Genomic DNA, 18,868 nt, shown 5'->3' with positions numbered 1-18,868 from the left:
CAAATCCAACATACTCTGACATGGTCACTCTCCTTTTATGCCTCTTGGGGCGTGTGCTACGACCCCGCATCATAGGCTCAGGAGAGTGGCCGCCGGAATTACGCTATGTATGAAACAGTGAACGAAAAGGGCGGCACAGGGCCGCCCTTTTGAAGATGACAAGGCGCACGCGTCAGTTCGCAACCACCTTCACATTCAACAGATCCGGCAGCCCCTGGGGTGCGGCCATGCTGCCGAGGATCTGGGCGAGCGGCACCGGATTTGCCGGGGCCAGCGTCACTTTCAGGGACTTCGGATCGTCCAGATAGGTTTTGACAGCGTCGGAAACCATCTTGGTGAAGGCCGGGTTCTGGATCGGGGCCGCGGCCTGGCCAGCCTGGGCCACCAGAGCCTCGCGCAGGGCGTCTTCCGGAATTCCCTGGGTTTCCGCCGCGTGTTTCAGCCCCTTTGACGTAAAGCCTGCATCCTGGAAGGTGAAGGACGCAGTCACGAACTGGGCGGTAATGGCCGCCAGCTGGCCCTGTCCTTGCGGATCTTCAAACAAAGCCCTCGGCACATTGGCGAATTTGGCGGACGCTTCCACTGTGCCGAGACCCTCAACATTTATTCGCAGACGTTCCAGGTTGAGCTCTTTGGTGGCTTCGTCCCAATAGAGCCGGGTCTCGTCAGACCAGACCAGAGTGTCGAGGCCAAGGGCGGTCAAAAGGGCTCGGGCTTCCGGATCGTCCAGGGCCGCCACCGGCACGTGCACGCCTTCACTCTTCTGGTGAAAGCTGGTCGGGATCGGCGGAACGGTGCTGGACAGAGTCATTTCGGCCTTGCCGATCTGCACCCGGCCGGTGTCGGGCACCGTTACGTCCAGCCCTTCGATCTCATAGCCAAAGGAACGGGGCAGAAAGGTGCGGGCCACCTCGAGCGGGTTCTTCTGTGCATAGGTGCTGTCGGCGATCATTTTCTGGATCACACCTTCCATCGGCGCATAGTCGGCAAATTCAATCCCACCGATCGCAGCCCAATCCAGTTTGACGGAGGCATCTTTGGGCAGGGCCGGTGCATTCAGGCCGACGAGCATCATCTCTTCAACTCCGCTGGCGCCCACATTTGTCATGGCCATTTCCTTGATGGTGATGGCGGAGTCCAGGCCCGGCGCGATGGGCACGATCAGCGACACGCCGCTGACGCGGGCATCGGCAACAGCAAAGGAGCGGTAGAACTGAAACAGGTTGACGAGAAGCTCTTCCGGGGTAGGCGTCTTCTTGTTCAGGACGTCGTCGATCAGGCCCAGAACCGAATTGTCCCGCTTGATTACCGAGACCTTGTCGATCGTAGCGGTCTCAGCCGTGGCCTTGATGCTGAGACCGTTAGCGATTTCCTGGTCCGACACATAGTCGACGGCGGTTCCGGAGCCGACCAGCGTGCGTTCTTCGCCGGTTTCGGAAACCGAAGGATCGAACAGATCCAGCAGGGCGCCGATGTCAATATTGGAATAGACGGTTTTGCCCTGGCTGGTCGTCTGGGCCAGCATCTGGCCGGACGGCGCGTCCAGGGTTTTCATGTTCTGGACCATCCGGTCGATCGAATACTCAGCGATCAGGCCGTCCCTGGCCCCGCTCATGTGGTATCCATCCATCTGGATCGTGCTTGACATCACCAGCTTTTCCTTGTCGCCGCTGGTGTCATACGCTTCCAGGGTTGTGCCTGAATTGTCGACTTTGACGTCGTCAAAGGATGTCAGCAGGGCTGCCTTGACGAAAGGGAGCCAGCGGCTGGCCTGTTGAGCCGGATTGTCCGGTGGCAAGTCCGGCAGGACGAAGTCGTAGCGTGTTGCGCTCATGCCGGCGAAGCGGGTTTCCGCCTTCAGCCGACCCTTGCCGCTCACCGAACCGCTGAGGAGCATCTTTGTGTCGTCCGAATAGACCCAGTTTTCGGCGGAGAACCGGTTGCCGTCATGGGTCAGTCCGGAGATCGTCACAGTGCCGGAAGAGAAAGACACCTTGAAGCTCAGAGTGGACGGTTTGGGCTGATCAGTCTCAGTGGCGCCGTCCGCGCCTGTGTCATCGGTTTCCTTGGCTGTGAGATCCTGGATCATGCCGCCGAAAGAAAGCGTGCTGTCGGTCAGGGTCAGGGTGTCGCTGCCCGGGTCATAGTCGACTAGGCCGTTTTCAATGGTCATGCCGAACCTTTTCAGGCCGTCCATATAGGCGTTGAAGGCCTCAAGCCCCTTGTCCTGGGCAAAGGCTGAGCTGGAGACCAGAACCAAGGCGGTTCCCAGATACAGCGACCGCGCATGGAAGCGGGCCTTCTTTTGGGGAAGTGACGAAGCAGGCAATAAAAACAAGGTTTTGGCTCCAAATCATATGGTGAGAAAAGACCGGATTATTCGATCCGTCCCGATAGAGTCGGCCCTCTTTGGCCATTGTGTGACTATGGCGTATTCTTGTGACAAGGTCTAATCGCAACAGGGATGATCTCGGAGAAGTGACGGTCAGGCCTGGGGCCGGCTAAGCCTGCTTCCGGCGGAGCCACTCCGCGCGGACACCTGAGTCGGCTTCGCCTGCAAGCGCGGTACGCTTTCGGCCGGCACTCTCTGACGCATCCGCCAGCTGGCAAAAGGCCCACACGGCGGCCCCGCGCACGGTCGGGTCCGGGTCCTCAAGGTGTGGGGTGACCTGTGCAAGAAGGGCCGGGAGGTTTGAATTTCCCGCAGCGATCAGGACATTGCGCAAGAACCGGTTGCGTCCGATCCGCTTGATGGGAGAGCCGGAGAAATAGGTGCGGAACCCGGCATCATCGAGGGTCAGCAGCAGGGCAAGGGGCGGGTTCTGCATTTGCTCCCGCGCGGCCAGCTTGGCCTCGCGGGCCGCGCTGGCGAACTTGTTCCAGGGGCAGGCCGCAAGGCAATCATCACAGCCATAGATGCGGTTGCCCATGGGCGCGCGGAACTCTTCTGGAATGGGGCCCGGGTGCTCGATGGTGAGATAGGATATGCAGCGGCGTGCATCGAGCTGGTAGGGCGCGGGAAAGGCCTCGGTCGGGCAGCTGTCGAGACAGGCGCGGCAGGAGCCGCAATGGTCGGTTTCCGCCCCGCTGGGCGGCAACTCCAGCGTGGTGAAGAGGGCGCCGAGGAAAAACCAGGACCCGAGCTCGCGGGAGACCAGATTGGTGTGTTTGCCCTGCCAGCCCAGCCCAGCGGCCTGCCCCAGAGGTTTTTCCATCACGGGGGCCGTGTCGACAAACACTTTCACATCGCCGCCGGCCCGTGACACCAGGAAACTGGCCAGTTCCTTCAACCGGCCCTTGATGACATCGTGATAGTCCCGGTGGCGGGCATAGACGGAAATGCCGCCGCTTTCCGGATCCTCCAGATGGGCCAGCGGATGGTTCTGGGGGCTGTCATCGGGGCCGTAATTCATGGCCAGCATCAGCACCGATTTCACCTCTGGCCAAAGCGCCTTTGGGGCCCCCCGGCGGCCGGCGGTCTCTTCCATCCAGGCCATGGTGCCGTGATAGCCCTTGTCCAGAAAATCGCGCAGCCTTTTTGGCGCGTCCGGGATGCTGTCCGCAGCGGCAATCTTCAGCCCGTCAAAGCCAAGGGCCTGTGCCTTGCCGTCCAGCGCATTCAGCAGTTTTTGCGTTTTTCTGTCCAAGGGTCGCCGGGCGTCAAAGGGTCAAAACCGTCAGAAGTCCAGATCCGCATAGGTGGCGGCGGGCGGCATGCCCAGGACCTTTTCCCCCAGAAGCGGCCGCATGCTGGGACGTGATTTCACTCGCGCATACCAGCTTTTGACATCGTCTTCGTTGCTCCAGGGCACTTCCCCCAGATAATCTGCGCAAGAGAGCCCAGCTGCAAGGGCAAAATCGGCGAAGGACAGGCGGTCGCCAGCCAGCCAGCGCCGGGAAGCGACCAGATAGCCAAAATATTTCAGATGGTGGTGAATGTTGGCCCTTGCCACCCGCAGGGCTGCGGAATCCGGTTCCCCGCCGCCAGCGGATTTCGGCATGATCTGCTTGTAAATGCGCTCGCGCACCAGATGGCCGACCACCTCCTGGTCGAATTTGGTCAGGCTCCAGTCCACCAGCCGCCGGGTTTCGGCCCGCGCATCTGGATGATCGGGCATCAACCGCCGGTCGGTCAGAGCATAGCCCCGCGTCTCGTCCAGATACTCCATGATCGGCCCCGGCCCGCAAATGCCCGGGCCGTCATTTTCCACCAGGACAGGAACGGTTCCTGCCGCGTTCAGCAGCAGAAGCTGCTGCGGCCGTTCCCAGGGGTCGACATGCTGTTCGTCAAAGGCAGCCCCGTATTCGCTCAGCACAAGGCGCACGAACCGGGAAGAGGGTGAAAAGGGGTGGTGGTAAAGCGTCAGCATGAAAGAAAGGATACCAAAGGATGTTGCTTATGCCTCATAAGGCCTGAGACGTTGAAACCGGAAAAGTTCAGACCAGAAACGCTTCGACGGGAATCCTCTTGGCCGGATCTGGATCTGCCGAAACCGGATGTCCCCGGTGCCCCTGTCAGCCCGGTCCGGCGGCACCGGGCAACCCGCCCGCCCGGCTGGCGCTCAAGGTGCCTCACATGGGTCATATTCAACTTCCTTCGGTATAAGGACCGCAACTGTGGCGAGACTAAGAATCCCAGTTTGCCCCAAATATGGTTATCAAGGGTTTGACGCCACCCGGTTGGTCCTGCAAATAGACGTGGGTCAGGCCGTGCCTGCATCCGCATTTTTGCCAGTTCAGGCCACACTTCATCACGCCAATCGGAGATATACCATCCCATGGACGGCCAAACGATTGTAAACGCGCTTATTTTAGGAATTGTAGAAGGCTTGACCGAATTCATTCCGGTCTCTTCCACCGGGCATATTCTGCTGCTTGGCCACTTTCTGGGCTTTGAAAGCAAGGGTAAGACCTTTGAAGTTTTGATCCAGCTCGGCGCGATCCTTGCGATCCTGTCTGTCTATTTCGGCAGGCTCTGGAGCCTTGCGGTGACGCTGCCGAGTGCCCCTGCCAGCCGGCGGTTCGTGGCTGGCATTCTGATCGCCTTTCTGCCTGCCGCCGTGATCGGTGTGCTTCTGCATGGCTTCATCAAGGAAGTGCTGTTCGAAACCCCGGCCCTGATCTGCACCACCTTGCTGGTGGGCGGTATTGTTCTTTTGTGGATCGACCGGCTGCCGCTGACACCGCGCTACACCAATGTGATGGATTATCCGCTGTCGCTTTGTCTCAAGATCGGCTTTTGCCAGTGCCTGGCCATGGTGCCCGGCGTGTCCCGCTCCGGGGCAACCATCGCCGGAGCCCTGCTGATGGGTACGGACAAGCGTTCGGCGGCTGAGTTCTCCTTCTTTCTGGCCATGCCAACCATGGCGGGTGCGTTTGCCTATGACCTTTACAAGAACCGGAACGTGCTTTCTGCCGATGACGCCACCTTGATTGTCATTGGCTTTGTTGCATCGTTCATTTCCGGCGTCTTTGTGGTGAAGGGCCTTCTGGATTTTGTCTCCCGGCACGGCTTTGCCCCCTTTGCGTGGTGGCGGATCTTCATTGGCCTTGCCGGGTTCGCAGGGCTGTATTTCCTGGGCTGACCCAGCGCAGGATAAGGATCAGGGCTGCTGCGGGCCGGGTGCTTCAGGCGTAAAGCGCGCTCAGACCGGCCAGTTCTTCGGCCAGGTCCCGGCGCAGATGGTCCGGGCCGATCAGCTCAGCCCCCGGGCCGAGCCAGCGCACCAGCGGCAGGATCCTGGCCCTGTCGGTGCTGGGAACGCGGATCTTCACCTTACCGTCACCTGCGGGGGTGAACACCGCGTGGCGGTAATACCAGTCCGCCCCCAGCTTGCGGGCTTGTTGGGCGGTGATCAGGATCTCGGCAATCTCCTCATCCTGTTCCCAGCGGCGCATCGCCTGGGAAAGCCAGACCCCGCCAAGCAAGGTCTTTATTGAAAAATCCTTGTCGGGCCGGAAAAAGAGGCCGCTGATCTCCAGATCCCGCACCCGGTCGGCGCGGTAGACCTTGACCCTTTGCGTGTCGACGCAGCGCCCGGCCAGATACCACAGGTCCCGGTCAAACAGGACCCCGTAAGGCTCCACGTCATGGGCCTTGGCACTCTTGCGGGAGGGATTGACATGGTCAAACCGCACCCGCTTGCTGTCCAGAATACCGGCCATGAACCCGTCCAGCGCCATCTGCCAGTCTTCGGACGGTTCCGCCTTGGTGCCGGAATGAAAGATATCCGGTGGGATCGGTTCGATGCCGACAATCCGGTCGGCTTCCTTTAACAGGCCATGGACGGATTTGGGCAGGGTGGCGAGCAGCTTCTGTTCCGCAGAGCTTAGGTCACCGGCAAGGGGCACAGTGCGGCTGCTGCGCACCAGCGCCATGGCCGCCAGCAGGGCGGCGGTCTCGTTCCGCGTCAGGGCAACGGGCGGCTGCAGATAGCCGCTGGCCAGCCGGTAGCCGCCTTCCGCGCCCCGTTCCGCATCCACCGGCACCCCAAGGGCAATCAGCCGGTCAATATCCCGGTAGATGGTGCGCAGGGACACCTGAAAGCGCTCGGCCAGCACCGTGGCTGGAACAAGCTTGCCGCCGGTCAGCAGCAATAAAATGCCGAGCGCACGTTCAATCGGGTTCATGAAGGGACCTCTGGAGGGTTGGTCGTGAAAAAAAAACATAGCCCGGGAACAGAACGGGATCAAACCTGACTCCCTGCTGTCAGGATTGATCTGCGAAGGTCTCCTTGTCCCCGAAATTCAGGGGCTGAGTTCCCTCAAGGAGAAGCGAGATGAGTGTTGAGATTGAAACCGTTTTCCGCAGGCCTGCCCAGAGCCGCCGCACACTTCTGGCCCTTGTTCGTGTCTGTGCCGATGGGCTGCGCCGTTATCTTCGCCGCCGGGCCACAGCCCGGGCTCTTGCTCATCTGAATGAGGAGGAGCTGAAGGACATTGGCCTCATCCGGACCCCAAGGGGCTACCGCGAGCTGCATCAGGACCGGATTGGGGCGTTTTATTGGGATGACTGAGTGGTTTCCCAGTCAGCAAGGGAGCGTCTGTCACAGGTCTCCGCAGGCCAGCATCGCAATCAGTCTATCGGGCAAAGACAGCGCGGGGGCAGAGCGCCGCCCCCGTGCTCACTGGGCCCGCATTCAGCTGCGGGGCGCGCGCATCAGGCTTTTGATCTCCGGTTTGTTCCAGACCAGGAACATGGCCAGCATGGCCACAAGGGCAGCGGCAATCACGATATAGAACGGCAGATCGAGATTGATGCCCATCAGCTCACCGCCGACAAGTGACATCACACCGGCGACAAAGGTGAAAACGGCAACCGTGATGCCCATCACCCAGCCCTGTTCCTCCTCGCCTACCGCTGCGGAAAAGATGCCCAGAAGGATAGGGTAGGTGGCGCCGAACATCAGATAGAAACAGAAGACCGGAACATAGGTCAGCGGCCCGTCCGGGGACAGAATGAAGGCTGCAGTCGCCACGATCCAGACCCCGAAAGTCGCCGCAATGATCCGCTCCTTGTTAAAGCGCTTTTGCAAGGGCACCACCAGAAAGGTGCTGGAAATCGCAATCGCCGCGCCAATGGTCATCATGGCAAAACTGGTGCCAAGTGTGCCGTAGTCAAAGCGGCTGCTCAGGTAGTTCGCAACAAAGACATAGAAGGTCACATTTGCCAGGTGAAAGAAGAACAGAACGATGGCAAGCCGCAGCACGAGCGGAAACTCCCGGATGCGCCACAGCGTTTCGAAAATGGCCGCAGGCCGCAGGGCAAAGGCCTCCCGCGCACCCGGCGCCTCATGATAGAAAAACACCACCAGAATGACGGCACACGCGACCAGTGCCAGACAGGCATAGAAGGGCAGCTTGATGCTGGCGAAGGCCCCGATCAGCACCGGGTCTGACAGAAATCCGCCGATCAATGGGCCGCCCACAAGGCCCAGGCTGATGCCGACCATGATGAAGCCCATATTGCGCGACAGGTCTTCCTCATCGGTGCTGCCATCGACCATGGCTGCCTGGGCAATCGGCTGGTTGCCCGCCGTCAGGCCAGTGATGGCGCGGCCCAGGATCAGCAGCAGGAAACTGTTCACATAAAGCGCGGCGATGGTGAGCGCATATCCGGCCAATGCTCCGAACAGGCAGATCAGGATCGCGTTCTTGCGGCCGATCTGGTCGGACAGTTTGGAGATGTAGGGAGCGCCGAAAAACCAGCACAGAAAGAAGATGCCGATGATCAGGCCATAGTTGAAATGCCGCATGGCCATGGAGGTGGTCTGCGGCAGGATCGACGTGCCGGGCTCCATGATCAGGGAATTGAGGATCGGAAAGACCAGCCCCTGTCCGAGAAGATCGACAAATACAACAAAGACCATGGTGATCTTGGCAAATGGAGACATGCGTTTTCCCCCTTGGACAAAGCCTAGGCGACCTTGCGGAAAGCAGCAATGGCAAAAGGACGGATTTTCAACCGCATTTTATGCGGGCGGAAGACCCGTCCCGAGCCTGCGGCCCCAGCGTCCTTTGATCCGGGGCCATCAGATCCGGGGGCATCTTGCCCGGTGCCCTCTTCCCGGTGTCTCAGGTCAGGACGCCGCTCCCTTTTGCGGCGGCCTGTTCCGTGTTCCCGGATTCTCGGGCTGTCAGACGGGGCGGTGGGCGTCGTACTGGCCGTGCTCGCGGAACCGGTCCAGATAGGTCGGCAGGATAGCGGCCAGGGTGGCCGGCTCGATGCCGATTCCGGTCAGGGTGCGGCTTTCAGCGATCGCAGCGTCTGAGACGACATTGTCGGTCTTCAGCAGCTCCACCTGATCTGCCGTCAGCGGAGCAAAGGGCAGCAACTGCATCACTTTGCCCATGGCGGAGGCAACGGGGAAGGGCAGCGTCACCAGAGGACGGCTGCGCCGCGTCACTGCCAGCATGTCCTGAAGGCATTCTTTGAAGCTTTTGATTTCCGGTCCGCCGAGCTCATAGACCGTGCCGGGGATCAACGCGCCGTCCACCGCGCGGGCCACCGCCTCGGCCACGTCACAGACATAGACCGGCTGAAACTTGGTCAGGCCGCCGCCGATCAGCGGCAGGGCAGGGGCAAAGCGTGCCATGTCGGCGAATTTGTTGAAGAAGTCGTCTTCCGGGCCGAACACGATGGACGGGCGCAGCAGGATGCTGTCCGGCAGGGTGTCCAGAATGGCCGCTTCGCCGGCCGCCTTGGTGCGGGCATAGACGGACCGGCTGTCCTTGTCCGCGCCGATGGCCGACAGATGGGTGAGCGCGGTGATCCCGGCAGCCCGCGCCGCCTCCGCAATGGCCCGGGGCCCAAAGGCCTGCACCGCGTCAAAGGTCTGTTTGCCGGAAGGGGCCAGAATGCCGACCGCATTCACAACCGCATTTGCGCCCTCAACAGCCCGTTCCACCGACCAGCGGTAGCGCAGATTGGCTTGCACCGGCATGATCTGCCCGGGAGCGCCGAGCGGCTGCACATGGGTGGCCAGGTCCGGGCGGCGCACGGCCACGCGGATCCGGTAGCCGCGTCTGGCGAGCGCTTGCACAATATGCCGGCCGAGAAAGCCCGACCCACCGAAAATCGTGACGAGTTTGCCGTTAAGTGCTGTGGACATCCTCAACTGCCTTTTGTTGCGTGGCAAGGAGGGCTCGGATGCGAAACGCCAAGCCTTTCCTTTTGTTTTTTAGGGCTTTGCGGGCCGCGTGGAAAGGGCTCTATGTGATTGACGGAAAAAAGTTTCATTTGCTGATTGACAAGGTGCAGCCCGGCCCTTACAAGCCCCCCTCACAGCCCAGGTGGCGGAACTGGTAGACGCGCTAGCTTCAGGTGCTAGTGCCCTTACGGGCGTGGAGGTTCGAGTCCTCTCCTGGGCACCAAAATTTTTCCGGAACAACCAGTTCGAACCGGAAATATTCGAAAAAAAGCTCCGGTCTTCCGGGGCTTTTTTCGTGTTGGGGAAAGAGTTTGGGGCGTCCGGCGGGGACCGCAAAGTGGTTCTGTGCTGTGGACATTTCTTCGCCCGAAAACGGCCCGGTCTTGAGACACGAGGGCCCTCTTTAAGACACTGTTTACCATAATATTGTTCGCTCAATGGACTTGCCTGCCGCTGCGTTGCAGGGGCGGGCGAGGATGGTTTGGGCCGGTTTGCAGCCGGGTCTGGCGCTTTTTGAGGGATCTGACCCGGGGTGGGTCTTCCCAAAAAGCTGGGCCCGGGAGACTGGTTACAGGAGACTGGGCCCGGGAGTGCCCCGGAAACCGGGTGCGGGAAGGGATGTGAGAATGGCGACAGGTTTGAGCCGCCGCAGTCTGATTGCCGGGATACCGCTGCTGCTGGCGGCCTGTCAAAGCCAGAAAAAATCGATTGTCGAAGCGGGCCTGACCCCGCTGGCCGATGGCAGGCCGGATTATGCGACCGCCTATGCGCCGGTCCATGATGGCGGCTTTTCGCTGCCGGCGATCAATTACACAGCCTTTGATCCCAAATTTCTGCGCCAGACGGTCTATTATCCGACCCGCTATCCGGCAGGCACGATCGTGGTCGATCCGCACCAGAAATTTCTCTATCTGATTCAGCCCGGCGGGCGGGCGATCCGTTACGGGATCGGGGTTGGCCGGGCAGGCTTTGCCTGGAGCGGCGATGCGGTCATCCGGTTCAAGCGCGAATGGCCGAAATGGTTCCCGCCCGACGAGATGATCGAGCGGGACCCGAGCCTTGAAAAATACCGGGACGGACAGGAGGGCGGACCGAACAATCCCATCGGCGCGCGCGGTCTGTACCTGTGGCAGGGCAACAAGGACACGCTTTACCGTATCCACAGCACCAACCAGCCAAGCAGCATCGGCACCAATGCCTCCAGCGGCTGTATCCGCATGTGGCATCAGGACATTATCGACCTTTATAACCGGGTCGAACTGGGCACCAAGGTGGTGGTGCTCTAGCCTTGAGCTGCTCCTGCGTCAATTGGGCCGGTCCCCGGTCCCGGGACTCAGGCCGGGGCGAACATGTCCTGATACTTATCCCGCAAGATGTTTTTCTGCACCTTGCCCATGGTGTTGCGGGGCAGCTCGTCCACCAGCAGCAGCTTGCGGGGGTGTTTGAAACGGGCCAGCGACGACTGAACGGCCGCCTGAATGGCCTCAAGGTCTGGGGAAGCGCCTTTTTTCGGCACCAGAACCCCCAGCACTGTCTCGCCGAAATCGGGATGGGGCACGCCGATCACCGCGCTTTCCAGAACGCCGGGCTGTTCATCCAGCACCAGCTCGATTTCCTTGGGATAGATGTTGTAGCCACCGGAAATGATCAGATCCTTGTTGCGCCCGACAATGTGCACATAGCCGTCCGCATCGATCTTGCCGAGATCTCCAGTGATGAAAAAACCGTCAGCGCGTAACTCGGCGGCGGTCTTGTCCGGCATCTGCCAGTAGCCCTTGAAAACGTTCGGCCCGCGCACTTCGATCTGGCCGACTTCGCCGTTTGGTAAAGAAGCACCGGTTTCCGGATTGGTGATCTTCAGCTCCACGCCGGGCAGGGGAAAGCCAACCGTGCCGGCCCGGCGCTCGCCGTCATAGGGGTTGGACGTGTTCATATTGGTTTCCGTCATGCCATAGCGCTCCAGAATCCGGTGCCCGGTGCGGCTTTCAAACTGCACATGGGTTTCTGCCAGAAGCGGGGCGGAACCAGAGACGAAGAGGCGCATATGCGCGGCCAGTTCTTTTGTGAAGCGGCTGTCGTCCAGTAGCCGGGTATAGAAGGTCGGAACCCCCATCATGGCGCTGGCCTTCGGCAGGTGTGCCAGAAGGGCTTCCAGATCGAATTTGGGCAAAAAGATCATGCTGCCCCCGGCCGCCAGCGTGACATTGGTGGCCACAAACAGCCCGTGGGTGTGGAAGATGGGCAGGGCGTGTAAAAGCACATCCTTGTCCGTGAACCGCCATTCCCGCACAAGCGTCTGCGCATTCGACAGAAGATTGTTCTGGGTCAGCATCGCGCCCTTGGAGCGGCCGGTGGTGCCGGACGTATACAGAAAGGCTGCCAGGTCTTCGCCGTTCCGCTCAACAGTGTCAAAGCTGGCGGAAAGGGAGGCTGCTGCGTTTTTCAAGGAGCCGCTGCCATCGGCGTTCAGGGTCTCGAGCCGGGCGTTCAGCTGTGCGGCAATCGGGGCAAGGGCGGCTTCGCTGGTCCCGTCACACACGATCAGCGCGGCGCCGCTGTTCTCGATGAAATAGGTCAGCTCGTCGACCGTATAGGCCGTGTTGAGCGGCAGGAACACCATGCCCGCCTGGGCGCAGGCCGCATAAAGGGCAAGCGCTTCGGGGGATTTTTGCACCTGAACGGCCACCCGGTCGCCGGGGGCGAGGCCAAACCCGCTCAAGGCGTTGGCGATCCGGGCGGTCTGGGCGAGAAAATCCTGATGGGTGAGGGTGCTGCCATCCAGAAGGTGAAGAAAGGGCGTTGTCTTGCCGGCATGGGCGCCAAAAAGTGTGTCATAGAGGGGGTTAGGCATCGGCGGTCCCTTTTTTTCCTTTCTGGGAGAGAGCACTGGAGCGGGCGAGGGAGCGAACGGCATCTGCCGCCGTCACATCCTGCGTTGTGGCGAATTTCTCGTGGTTTTGCGAGACTTTGGCAAGATCGTAAAGATAGTTGACCATCATTCCGCCAGATTGGGCCTGTCCTTTTTCCGACAGGTCCGCATTGGCGTGGACGGCATGGACAAGGGCCCCGTTGCCCAGGTGAAACCGGGCGACCGGGTCATAGGGGCGCCCGCCACGGGCCTTTGCATTCAAGAGGTAAAAGGCGGTTGCGGCCTTCAGGTCCTGTTCTGAATACTGTTTCCAGTCCTCTTCCTCGCGTTCCAGCCATTTGGTGAGTTTGGGAATGGGCGACAGGGTGACGAAGGTCTTCAGCCCGCCAAGTTCGGCGGCCAGGTCAGCTGCCACCTGTTTTATCAGCGAATTGCCGAAGGAGATGCTGGCCAGACCCGCCTGGCAGTTGGAGATCGAATAGAACACCGCCGTATCCGCCTCTTCGGCGGCAAGGGCCTCCCGGTCTCCGGCCAGAAGCGCCTGGATCGAGCTGGCAATGCCCTTGGTTAGGGCCACTTCCACAAAAATCAGCGGTTCATCGGGCATGGCCGGGTGAAAGAAGGCAAAACAGCGCCGGTCCGCCGGCTCCAGGCGGCGGCGCAGGTCGTCCCAGCTGTGGATCGCATGAACGGCCTCATAGGCGATGATCTTTTCCAGAATATGGGCCGGGCTTTCCCAATTGATCGGCCGCAGCACCAGAAAGCCACGGTTGAACCAGGACGCAAAAAGGTGCCGGAGATCCTGGTCAAAGGCTTCAAGCTCCGGGTCCCTGCCGCCAAGGCGCAGCAGGTCCGCCCGCATGTTGACCAGGGCTTCGGTCGCACCCGGCACCATATTGAGGCGCCGGAAAAGCTCCTGGCGGCGGGGTTCGGCCGCGTTCATGAAATCCCGGTAGGTGGTTTTGGAGGGCGCGCGCTCATAGGCGTCCAGGGCCGTGCGCACCGCTTCCGGGTCCAGGTTAAGCCGTTCGGCGGCTGTCTTGAAGAAAGCGAGCTTGTCGACGTCTTCAAGATCCTTGAAGCGCGACAGAATATCCTGGGCAAGCGCCAGTCCCGAGGTTTCCCCGGCCGAGCCGACCAGATCGGTGGCCAGTTCCTCCAGCGGGCGGCCGTCATGGCTCTTGCGGGCGGGCTGGCGGTAGCGCCGTTCAAAGACGGTGGACAGAAGATCGGCAAGAAGTGTCATATGGATTTCCCCATGATCAGATCGGGCAGCCAGGTTGCCAGTTCCGGGAACAGGCACAGCAATACAATGGCCAGCACCATGCATCCGACAAAGGGCAGGGAGCCGGTCAGGATCGTCTTCAAAGAGATATCCGGCGCGATCCCGTTGATCACATATAGGTTCAGGCCGACCGGAGGGGAAATCAGGCCGATTTCCATGTTGATGGTCAGGACGACCGCAAACCAGATCGGATCAAAGCCCGCCGTGGTGATGATCGGCAGAAGGATCGGTGCGGCCATCAGGATCACAGCGACGGGTGGCAGGAAAAATCCGGCAATCAGCAGGAAGATGTTGACCGCGCCCATCAGCACCCAGCGGTTCACATCCAGCGTGCCGATCCATTCGGCAATTGACTGGGTGATGAAGAGCGAGCTGAGCATATAGGAAAAGACACCGGCGGCGGCGATGATGAAAAGGATCATCACCGATTCCTTGGTGCTGTCACGCAGGACCACCCACAGCGCCTGGGGCTGCCAGAGCCGGTAGATGATCACCGCGATCAGCAGGCAGAGAAGGGCGCCGACGGCAGCGGTTTCCGACGGGGTGGCGATGCCGCCATACATGGCATAAAGAACGCCGGCAATGATCGCCAGAAAGGGCAGCACCCGCGGCAGGATCTCCAACCGTTCACTCCAGCTGTAGCGCCCCGCGCTCAGCCGCACACCGTCGCCCGACTTCCAGGTGGAATACAGCGACCAGGCCATGAACAGGCTGACCAGCAGCAGGCCCGGGATCACACCGGCCAGAAACAGGCGCCCGATCGAGGTTTCCGTGGCAATCCCATACACAATCATGGTGACGGAAGGCGGAATGAGAATACCGAGCGTGCCTCCGGCGGCAATCGACCCGGCGGCCACCCCGTCCGGATAGCCGCGCTTGCGCATTTCGGGAATGCCCATCTTGCCAATGGCGGCGCAGGTGGCAGGCGAAGAGCCTGACATGGCCGCAAACAGGGCGCAGGCCCCCAGATTGGAGACCACCAGCCCGCCCGGCACCCGGGTCAGCCATCGTTCGAGCGCCTCATAAAGGTCGGCCCCGGCCCGGGTGGAGGCAATGGACGCCCCCATGATGATGAACATGGGGATGGACAGAAGCGCGAAATTATCGAGTTTGCCGAACAGGATTTCCGGCATCAGTTCCAGTGAGCGTGGCCCGTCGAAAATGATCAGAAAACCTGCGGAGACGATCAGAAGGCCGATGGCGACGGAGACGCCGGAAAACAGCACCAGAATGGTGGCAAGCGCGACAATGACGCCGAGAAACAGGGGATCCATTGCGCTTACTCCAGGCCGAAGGGTTTGTCTGTGCCGGTGATGACCGCAACCAGATCGGCGATCAGCTGCAAAAGGAGCAGCCCGAAGCCGACCGGGATGGAAAGATAGGGGATCCAGAGCCTTACGCCCCAGACCGTGTCGGAGCGCCAGCCCCGTTCCCAGGCGAAATGCCAGTATTCAAAGCCATAGACCAGCATGATCGTGATGATCACGATGGACAGCACCGAGGTCAGAATGGCCAGGCAAAACCGGGCACGCGGACCCAGGGAGATCGGGATCAGATCGACATTCACATGCCCGCGCAAACGCTGCACATAGGGCAGGCCGACCAGGGTGGCTGCGATCACCAGATAGATGACCGCTTCTGTCTGCCAGATGGTGGAGCCGTTGAGCATGAACCGCACGAAGATCATCTGGCAGGTGATGGCGACAGCGGCAACGATCATGGCCGCAGAGCACCAGCCGGCCAGGGTGGACAGCGCGGCAACGGCGCGCAGGAACGGATTGTTGCCCGTGCGGGCGGCAACAGCGGAACTATGGCCGACCATGACCGACTCCCCATGAATAAGATGTGACGGGAAAGAAAGGAAAGGGGCGGCCGGGCCGCCCCTCTGGCCTGGGCTTATTCGACAGCCAGGGCCTTATCGAGCAGCTCCTGCCCGTCCGGCACTTCCTCGACAAATTTCTTGTAGGAGGTTTCCATCGCCAGCTTGCGCCAGGCCTCGAAATCTTCCGGGGTCATTTCGGCAATTTCCACGCCCGCTTCCTGGAAGACTTGCACCGAGGCAGCATCCTGTTTCTTGGCTTCGGCCAGATAGAAGGCTTCGGCTTTTTCGGCGGCGGCCAGAAGCGCGGACTGCTGGGCTTCCGTCAGCCCTTCAAAGGTGGATTTGTTCATGAGAAGTGGCTGATACATGAACCAGAGAGCCACCTCTCCGGCCGGCGTATAGCATTTGACCTGCTCATAGATCCGGTAGGAGACGAAAGAGGAGGACGAGGTGTTGGCCGCCTGGAGCACGCCGGTCTGCATGGCGTTGTAGATTTCCGACGAAGCCATGGACGCAATTGACGCGCCGGCTCCGGCCAGCATCTGCTCAAACGACTTTCCGGCGGCGCGGGTCTGCAGGCCCTTCACGTCGTCCGGCTCGGTGATGCATTTGTCCTTGCCTGCAAAACCGCCGGCCAGGTAGCCATGCACGAGCACCATGACATCGTCCTCGGCCATCTTGGCTTCCAGAGCGTCCATGAACGGGGACTGGCTGAGCCGGGCTGCGTGGTCGTGGTTCTTCACCAGACCGGGCATCAGGGTCAGGTTATAGGCAGGCTGCTGGCCGCCCGCATAGCTGAGCGGCAGCACCGTCATGTCGAGCTGGCCCCGGCTGAGCGGCTTATATTGTTCGCGCGGCTTGAACAGCGACTTGGACCCATAGATCTTGATCTCAAGATCCACGTTGGCAGCGGCCACTTCGTCGGCGACGATCTGGGCCACCTGATGGCGCACATCCTTGTTCGACCATTGGTGCGACAGGCGCAGTTCCGTTGCCTGGGCAAAGGAGACCGTGCTCATGAGCGCGACGGCTGCGACCGCGCTTTTCAAAATGGTTTTCATATTTTCCTCCCAAAAGTCCGCCCGGCAGAGCCGACCGGTTCAGGGAGAGTAGCGGAGTGCTGTATTTTTAGTCAATGTTCTTGTATACAAAAAGTACGAGATTGCGTTTTTCAGATAGGCGGGCTAGAAAAAATCATGGAACAACGCCGCGCAGACAACATTGCCGAGGCTCTGGAAGAGCATATTTTCAGCGGCATTTTCGTTGATGGCGACCGGCTGGACGAAGTCCGGCTGGCCGAGCAGTTCGGCGTGTCCCGGACCCCCTTGCGGGAAGCCTTCCAGCGGCTGGCCCTGTCCGGCCTGGTGGAGCTCGTGCCCCGCCGGGGCGCCTTTGTCCGACAGCCGGGGCCGATTGAACTGATGGAAATGTTTGAGGTCATGGCCGAACTGGAAGCCGTGTGCGGCCGTCTCGCGGCGCTCAGGATCTCCGATGAGGCGCTGGATGATCTGCGCGATGCCAATGCCAAATGCCGCATAGCGGTCGAAGCGGTAGACCCCGATGCCTATTATCTGGAAAACGAGCGCTTCCATCAGACGATATACCGCCAGTCCGGCAACGGCTTTCTGGAGCAGGAAGCTGCCAAACTGCACAAGCGGCTGAAGCCGTTCCGCCGCCAGCAATTGCGCTTCCGGGGCCGGATGGCCCAGTCGATGGCGGAACATGAAGCCGTCGTCGAGGCGCTGGCGGACGGAAAGCCGGAGGACGCGGCCATGGCGCTGCGCCACCATGTGGCCGTTCAGGGCGAGAAATTCCACAATCTGATGACCAGCCTGAAGGCGAAGGCTGGTTGAGCGCAGCGGTGTGAAGGCTGTTCTGCAGACCGCGCTGTTAAGCCCATTCCTGGTTTTGGCTTTGCTGCCCGTACCCGTGCCCGTGTCTGGAGATGCATTGCGCCTCAGGCGGCGGACGCTGTAAAACCGGGGCAGAAACACCAGTGAGGCCGCAGCCATGAATATCGGCACCGCATCAGATTTGAGTCACCTGCCGGTCAAGACGATCCGCTACTATGAGGAGATCGGCCTTGTCACGCCCGAGCGCCGGGGCAATGGTTACCGGGATTTTTCGGACGGCGACGTGCAGCGGCTGCGGTTTGTGCAAAGGGCGAGAAGCCTGGGGTTTTCAATCGAGGAATGCCGGGACCTGCTGTCGCTTTATCAGGACGGCAACCGGGCCAGCGCGGATGTGAAAGCGCTCACAGAGGCCAAGATTGAGGAAGTGGACCGCAAGATCGGGGAACTGCAATCGCTCAAACGGGTACTGAAGACCCTGGTGAACGCCTGCCATGGGGACACCCGCCCGGACTGTCCGATCATTGATGATCTGGCCGGAACCATAAGAGACGGGCAATAAAGGCACGGCCGGGAAGAAAACGGGTCGCTTGCCGGGGAGCGGGGCGGCGGAAGCCGTTCAAATGCCGTAATCTGCTTGCCACATCCCCACGCTTGTTCTACCTCACGGAGAAATCTTCCCTGAAGGTTTTATATATGCGCGCGGACAAGAGATAGGAGACGAGGCAGCATGACCATTCGGCACCACAAGGGCGACCTACCCGATCTGGCAGCCTATGAAACGGCGGACGCGGTTGCGGTCGACACGGAAACGCTGGGCCTCAATCCGCTGCGTGACCGGCTGTGTGTGGTGCAATTGTCTTCCGGCGACGGCTCTGCCGATGTGGTGCAGATTGCGCGGGGCCAGAGCGAAGCGCCGAACCTAGCCCGCCTGTTCTCCGATCCGTCAAAGCCCAAGATATTTCACTTCGCACGGTTTGATGTTGCCGTCTTGCGGCACTATCTGGGCATTGAGGTCAATCCGGTCTGGTGCACCAAGATCGCCTCGAAACTGGTGCGCACCTATACGGACCGGCACGGACTGAAGGACATCACGCGGGAGCTTCTCGGTGTGGAACTGTCCAAGCAGCAGCAAAGCTCGGACTGGGCAGCGGAGACCCTGTCGCCGGCGCAGCTTGAATATGCAGCCTCCGATGTCTTGCATTTGCATGGCTTGAGGGAAAAGCTGCAGGCCATGCTGGAGCGGGAAGGACGCACTCACTTGGCCGAGGCCTGTTTCGGGTTCTTGCCGGTCCGGGGCGAATTGGACCTGAAGGGCTGGGAAGAGACTGATATTTTCGCTCATTCCTGAGCAGGAAAACCGTTTGGATGCCTTTCTGGGGCGCCGGTTTG

The 18,868-nt window shown here is 60.6% G+C and carries 17 protein-coding genes and 1 tRNA gene; 7 read left to right on the top strand and 11 right to left on the bottom strand.

Translation table 11 applies throughout. The annotated features are described in order from the left end of the window. Positions 1 to 172: 172 nt before the first annotated feature. From ACXAH0_RS21090 to ACXAH0_RS21080, 3 genes are all read right to left on the bottom strand, one after another. A complete protein-coding gene (locus ACXAH0_RS21090) occupies positions 173 to 2,338 on the bottom strand; it encodes a hypothetical protein (RefSeq protein ID WP_475176431.1) in 2,166 nt (721 codons plus the stop codon). Between the two features lie 163 nt (positions 2,339 to 2,501). Beyond that, a complete protein-coding gene (gene queG / locus ACXAH0_RS21085) occupies positions 2,502 to 3,647 on the bottom strand; it encodes a tRNA epoxyqueuosine(34) reductase QueG (RefSeq protein ID WP_475194862.1) in 1,146 nt (381 codons plus the stop codon). A gap of 30 nt (positions 3,648 to 3,677) precedes the next feature. Next, positions 3,678 to 4,370: a glutathione S-transferase family protein gene (locus tag ACXAH0_RS21080; RefSeq protein ID WP_475176439.1), complete on the bottom strand. Its 693-nt coding sequence runs from the start codon at positions 4,368 to 4,370 to the stop codon at positions 3,678 to 3,680. Between the two features lie 408 nt (positions 4,371 to 4,778). On the opposite strand from ACXAH0_RS21080, the gene ACXAH0_RS21075 reads away from it, so the two are divergent. Next, a complete protein-coding gene (locus ACXAH0_RS21075; protein WP_475176445.1) occupies positions 4,779 to 5,585 on the top strand; it encodes an undecaprenyl-diphosphate phosphatase in 807 nt (268 codons plus the stop codon). A 43-nt stretch (positions 5,586 to 5,628) separates the two neighbouring features. Here the strand turns inward: ACXAH0_RS21075 and ACXAH0_RS21070 are convergent, their stop codons facing one another. After that, a complete protein-coding gene (locus ACXAH0_RS21070; RefSeq protein WP_475194861.1) occupies positions 5,629 to 6,630 on the bottom strand; it encodes a helix-turn-helix transcriptional regulator in 1,002 nt (333 codons plus the stop codon). 149 nt (positions 6,631 to 6,779) lie between these two features. Here ACXAH0_RS21070 and ACXAH0_RS21065 point away from each other — a divergent pair, with 149 nt between their 5' ends. Further along, positions 6,780 to 7,016 carry a YjiS-like domain-containing protein gene (locus ACXAH0_RS21065; RefSeq protein ID WP_475194858.1) on the top strand — a complete coding sequence of 79 codons (237 nt, stop codon included), beginning with the start codon at positions 6,780 to 6,782 and terminating at the stop codon, positions 7,014 to 7,016. Between the two features lie 123 nt (positions 7,017 to 7,139). On the opposite strand, the gene ACXAH0_RS21060 is transcribed toward ACXAH0_RS21065, so the two are convergent. Both ACXAH0_RS21060 and ACXAH0_RS21055 read right to left on the bottom strand, forming a co-directional pair. After that, positions 7,140 to 8,393: an MFS transporter gene (locus ACXAH0_RS21060; protein ID WP_475194855.1), complete on the bottom strand. Its 1,254-nt coding sequence runs from the start codon at positions 8,391 to 8,393 to the stop codon at positions 7,140 to 7,142. A gap of 243 nt (positions 8,394 to 8,636) precedes the next feature. Then, positions 8,637 to 9,611 carry a complex I NDUFA9 subunit family protein gene (locus ACXAH0_RS21055; RefSeq protein WP_475176460.1) on the bottom strand — a complete coding sequence of 325 codons (975 nt, stop codon included), beginning with the start codon at positions 9,609 to 9,611 and terminating at the stop codon, positions 8,637 to 8,639. Between the two features lie 175 nt (positions 9,612 to 9,786). Between ACXAH0_RS21055 and ACXAH0_RS21050 the strand changes: the two genes are divergently transcribed. Both ACXAH0_RS21050 and ACXAH0_RS21045 read left to right on the top strand, forming a co-directional pair. Further along, positions 9,787 to 9,873, top strand: a tRNA-Leu gene (locus tag ACXAH0_RS21050). Positions 9,874 to 10,276: 403 nt separating this feature from the next. Then, positions 10,277 to 10,936, top strand: a complete 660-nt coding sequence (locus ACXAH0_RS21045) for a L,D-transpeptidase (RefSeq protein ID WP_475176465.1) — start codon at positions 10,277 to 10,279, stop codon at positions 10,934 to 10,936. A gap of 47 nt (positions 10,937 to 10,983) precedes the next feature. On the opposite strand, the gene ACXAH0_RS21040 is transcribed toward ACXAH0_RS21045, so the two are convergent. From ACXAH0_RS21040 to dctP, 5 genes are all read right to left on the bottom strand, one after another. Then, positions 10,984 to 12,501, bottom strand: coding sequence for a malonate--CoA ligase (locus tag ACXAH0_RS21040; protein WP_475194853.1), 1,518 nt, complete (start codon positions 12,499 to 12,501; stop codon positions 10,984 to 10,986). Beyond that, positions 12,494 to 13,765 (bottom strand): malonyl-CoA decarboxylase, encoded by a 1,272-nt coding sequence (locus ACXAH0_RS21035; RefSeq protein ID WP_475176476.1) that lies wholly within the window; start codon positions 13,763 to 13,765, stop codon positions 12,494 to 12,496. Before ACXAH0_RS21035 ends, ACXAH0_RS21040 begins: the two co-directional genes overlap by 8 nt. After that, a complete protein-coding gene (locus ACXAH0_RS21030; protein ID WP_475194851.1) occupies positions 13,762 to 15,078 on the bottom strand; it encodes a TRAP transporter large permease in 1,317 nt (438 codons plus the stop codon). Before ACXAH0_RS21030 ends, ACXAH0_RS21035 begins: the two co-directional genes overlap by 4 nt. A 5-nt stretch (positions 15,079 to 15,083) precedes the next feature. Continuing rightward, positions 15,084 to 15,626: a TRAP transporter small permease gene (locus tag ACXAH0_RS21025; RefSeq protein ID WP_475194849.1), complete on the bottom strand. Its 543-nt coding sequence runs from the start codon at positions 15,624 to 15,626 to the stop codon at positions 15,084 to 15,086. Positions 15,627 to 15,700: 74 nt separating this feature from the next. After that, positions 15,701 to 16,687, bottom strand: coding sequence for a TRAP transporter substrate-binding protein DctP (gene dctP, locus ACXAH0_RS21020; RefSeq protein ID WP_475194847.1), 987 nt, complete (start codon positions 16,685 to 16,687; stop codon positions 15,701 to 15,703). Positions 16,688 to 16,822: 135 nt separating this feature from the next. Here dctP and ACXAH0_RS21015 point away from each other — a divergent pair, with 135 nt between their 5' ends. The 3 genes from ACXAH0_RS21015 to ACXAH0_RS21005 all read left to right on the top strand — a co-directional run bounded on the left by ACXAH0_RS21015 (position 16,823) and on the right by ACXAH0_RS21005 (position 18,827). Next, a complete protein-coding gene (locus tag ACXAH0_RS21015) occupies positions 16,823 to 17,479 on the top strand; it encodes a GntR family transcriptional regulator (protein ID WP_475194844.1) in 657 nt (218 codons plus the stop codon). Positions 17,480 to 17,636: 157 nt separating this feature from the next. Continuing rightward, entirely contained in the window at positions 17,637 to 18,038 is a 402-nt protein-coding gene (gene cueR, locus ACXAH0_RS21010) for a Cu(I)-responsive transcriptional regulator (protein WP_475176508.1), read from the top strand. A 168-nt stretch (positions 18,039 to 18,206) separates the two neighbouring features. Then, entirely contained in the window at positions 18,207 to 18,827 is a 621-nt protein-coding gene (locus ACXAH0_RS21005) for a ribonuclease D (protein ID WP_475194843.1), read from the top strand. Positions 18,828 to 18,868: the final 41 nt, after the last annotated feature.

It is taken from the genome of Roseibium sp. AWQ4_290 (assembly GCF_056160985.1).
This window is presented reverse-complemented; position numbering and strand designations above follow the sequence as displayed.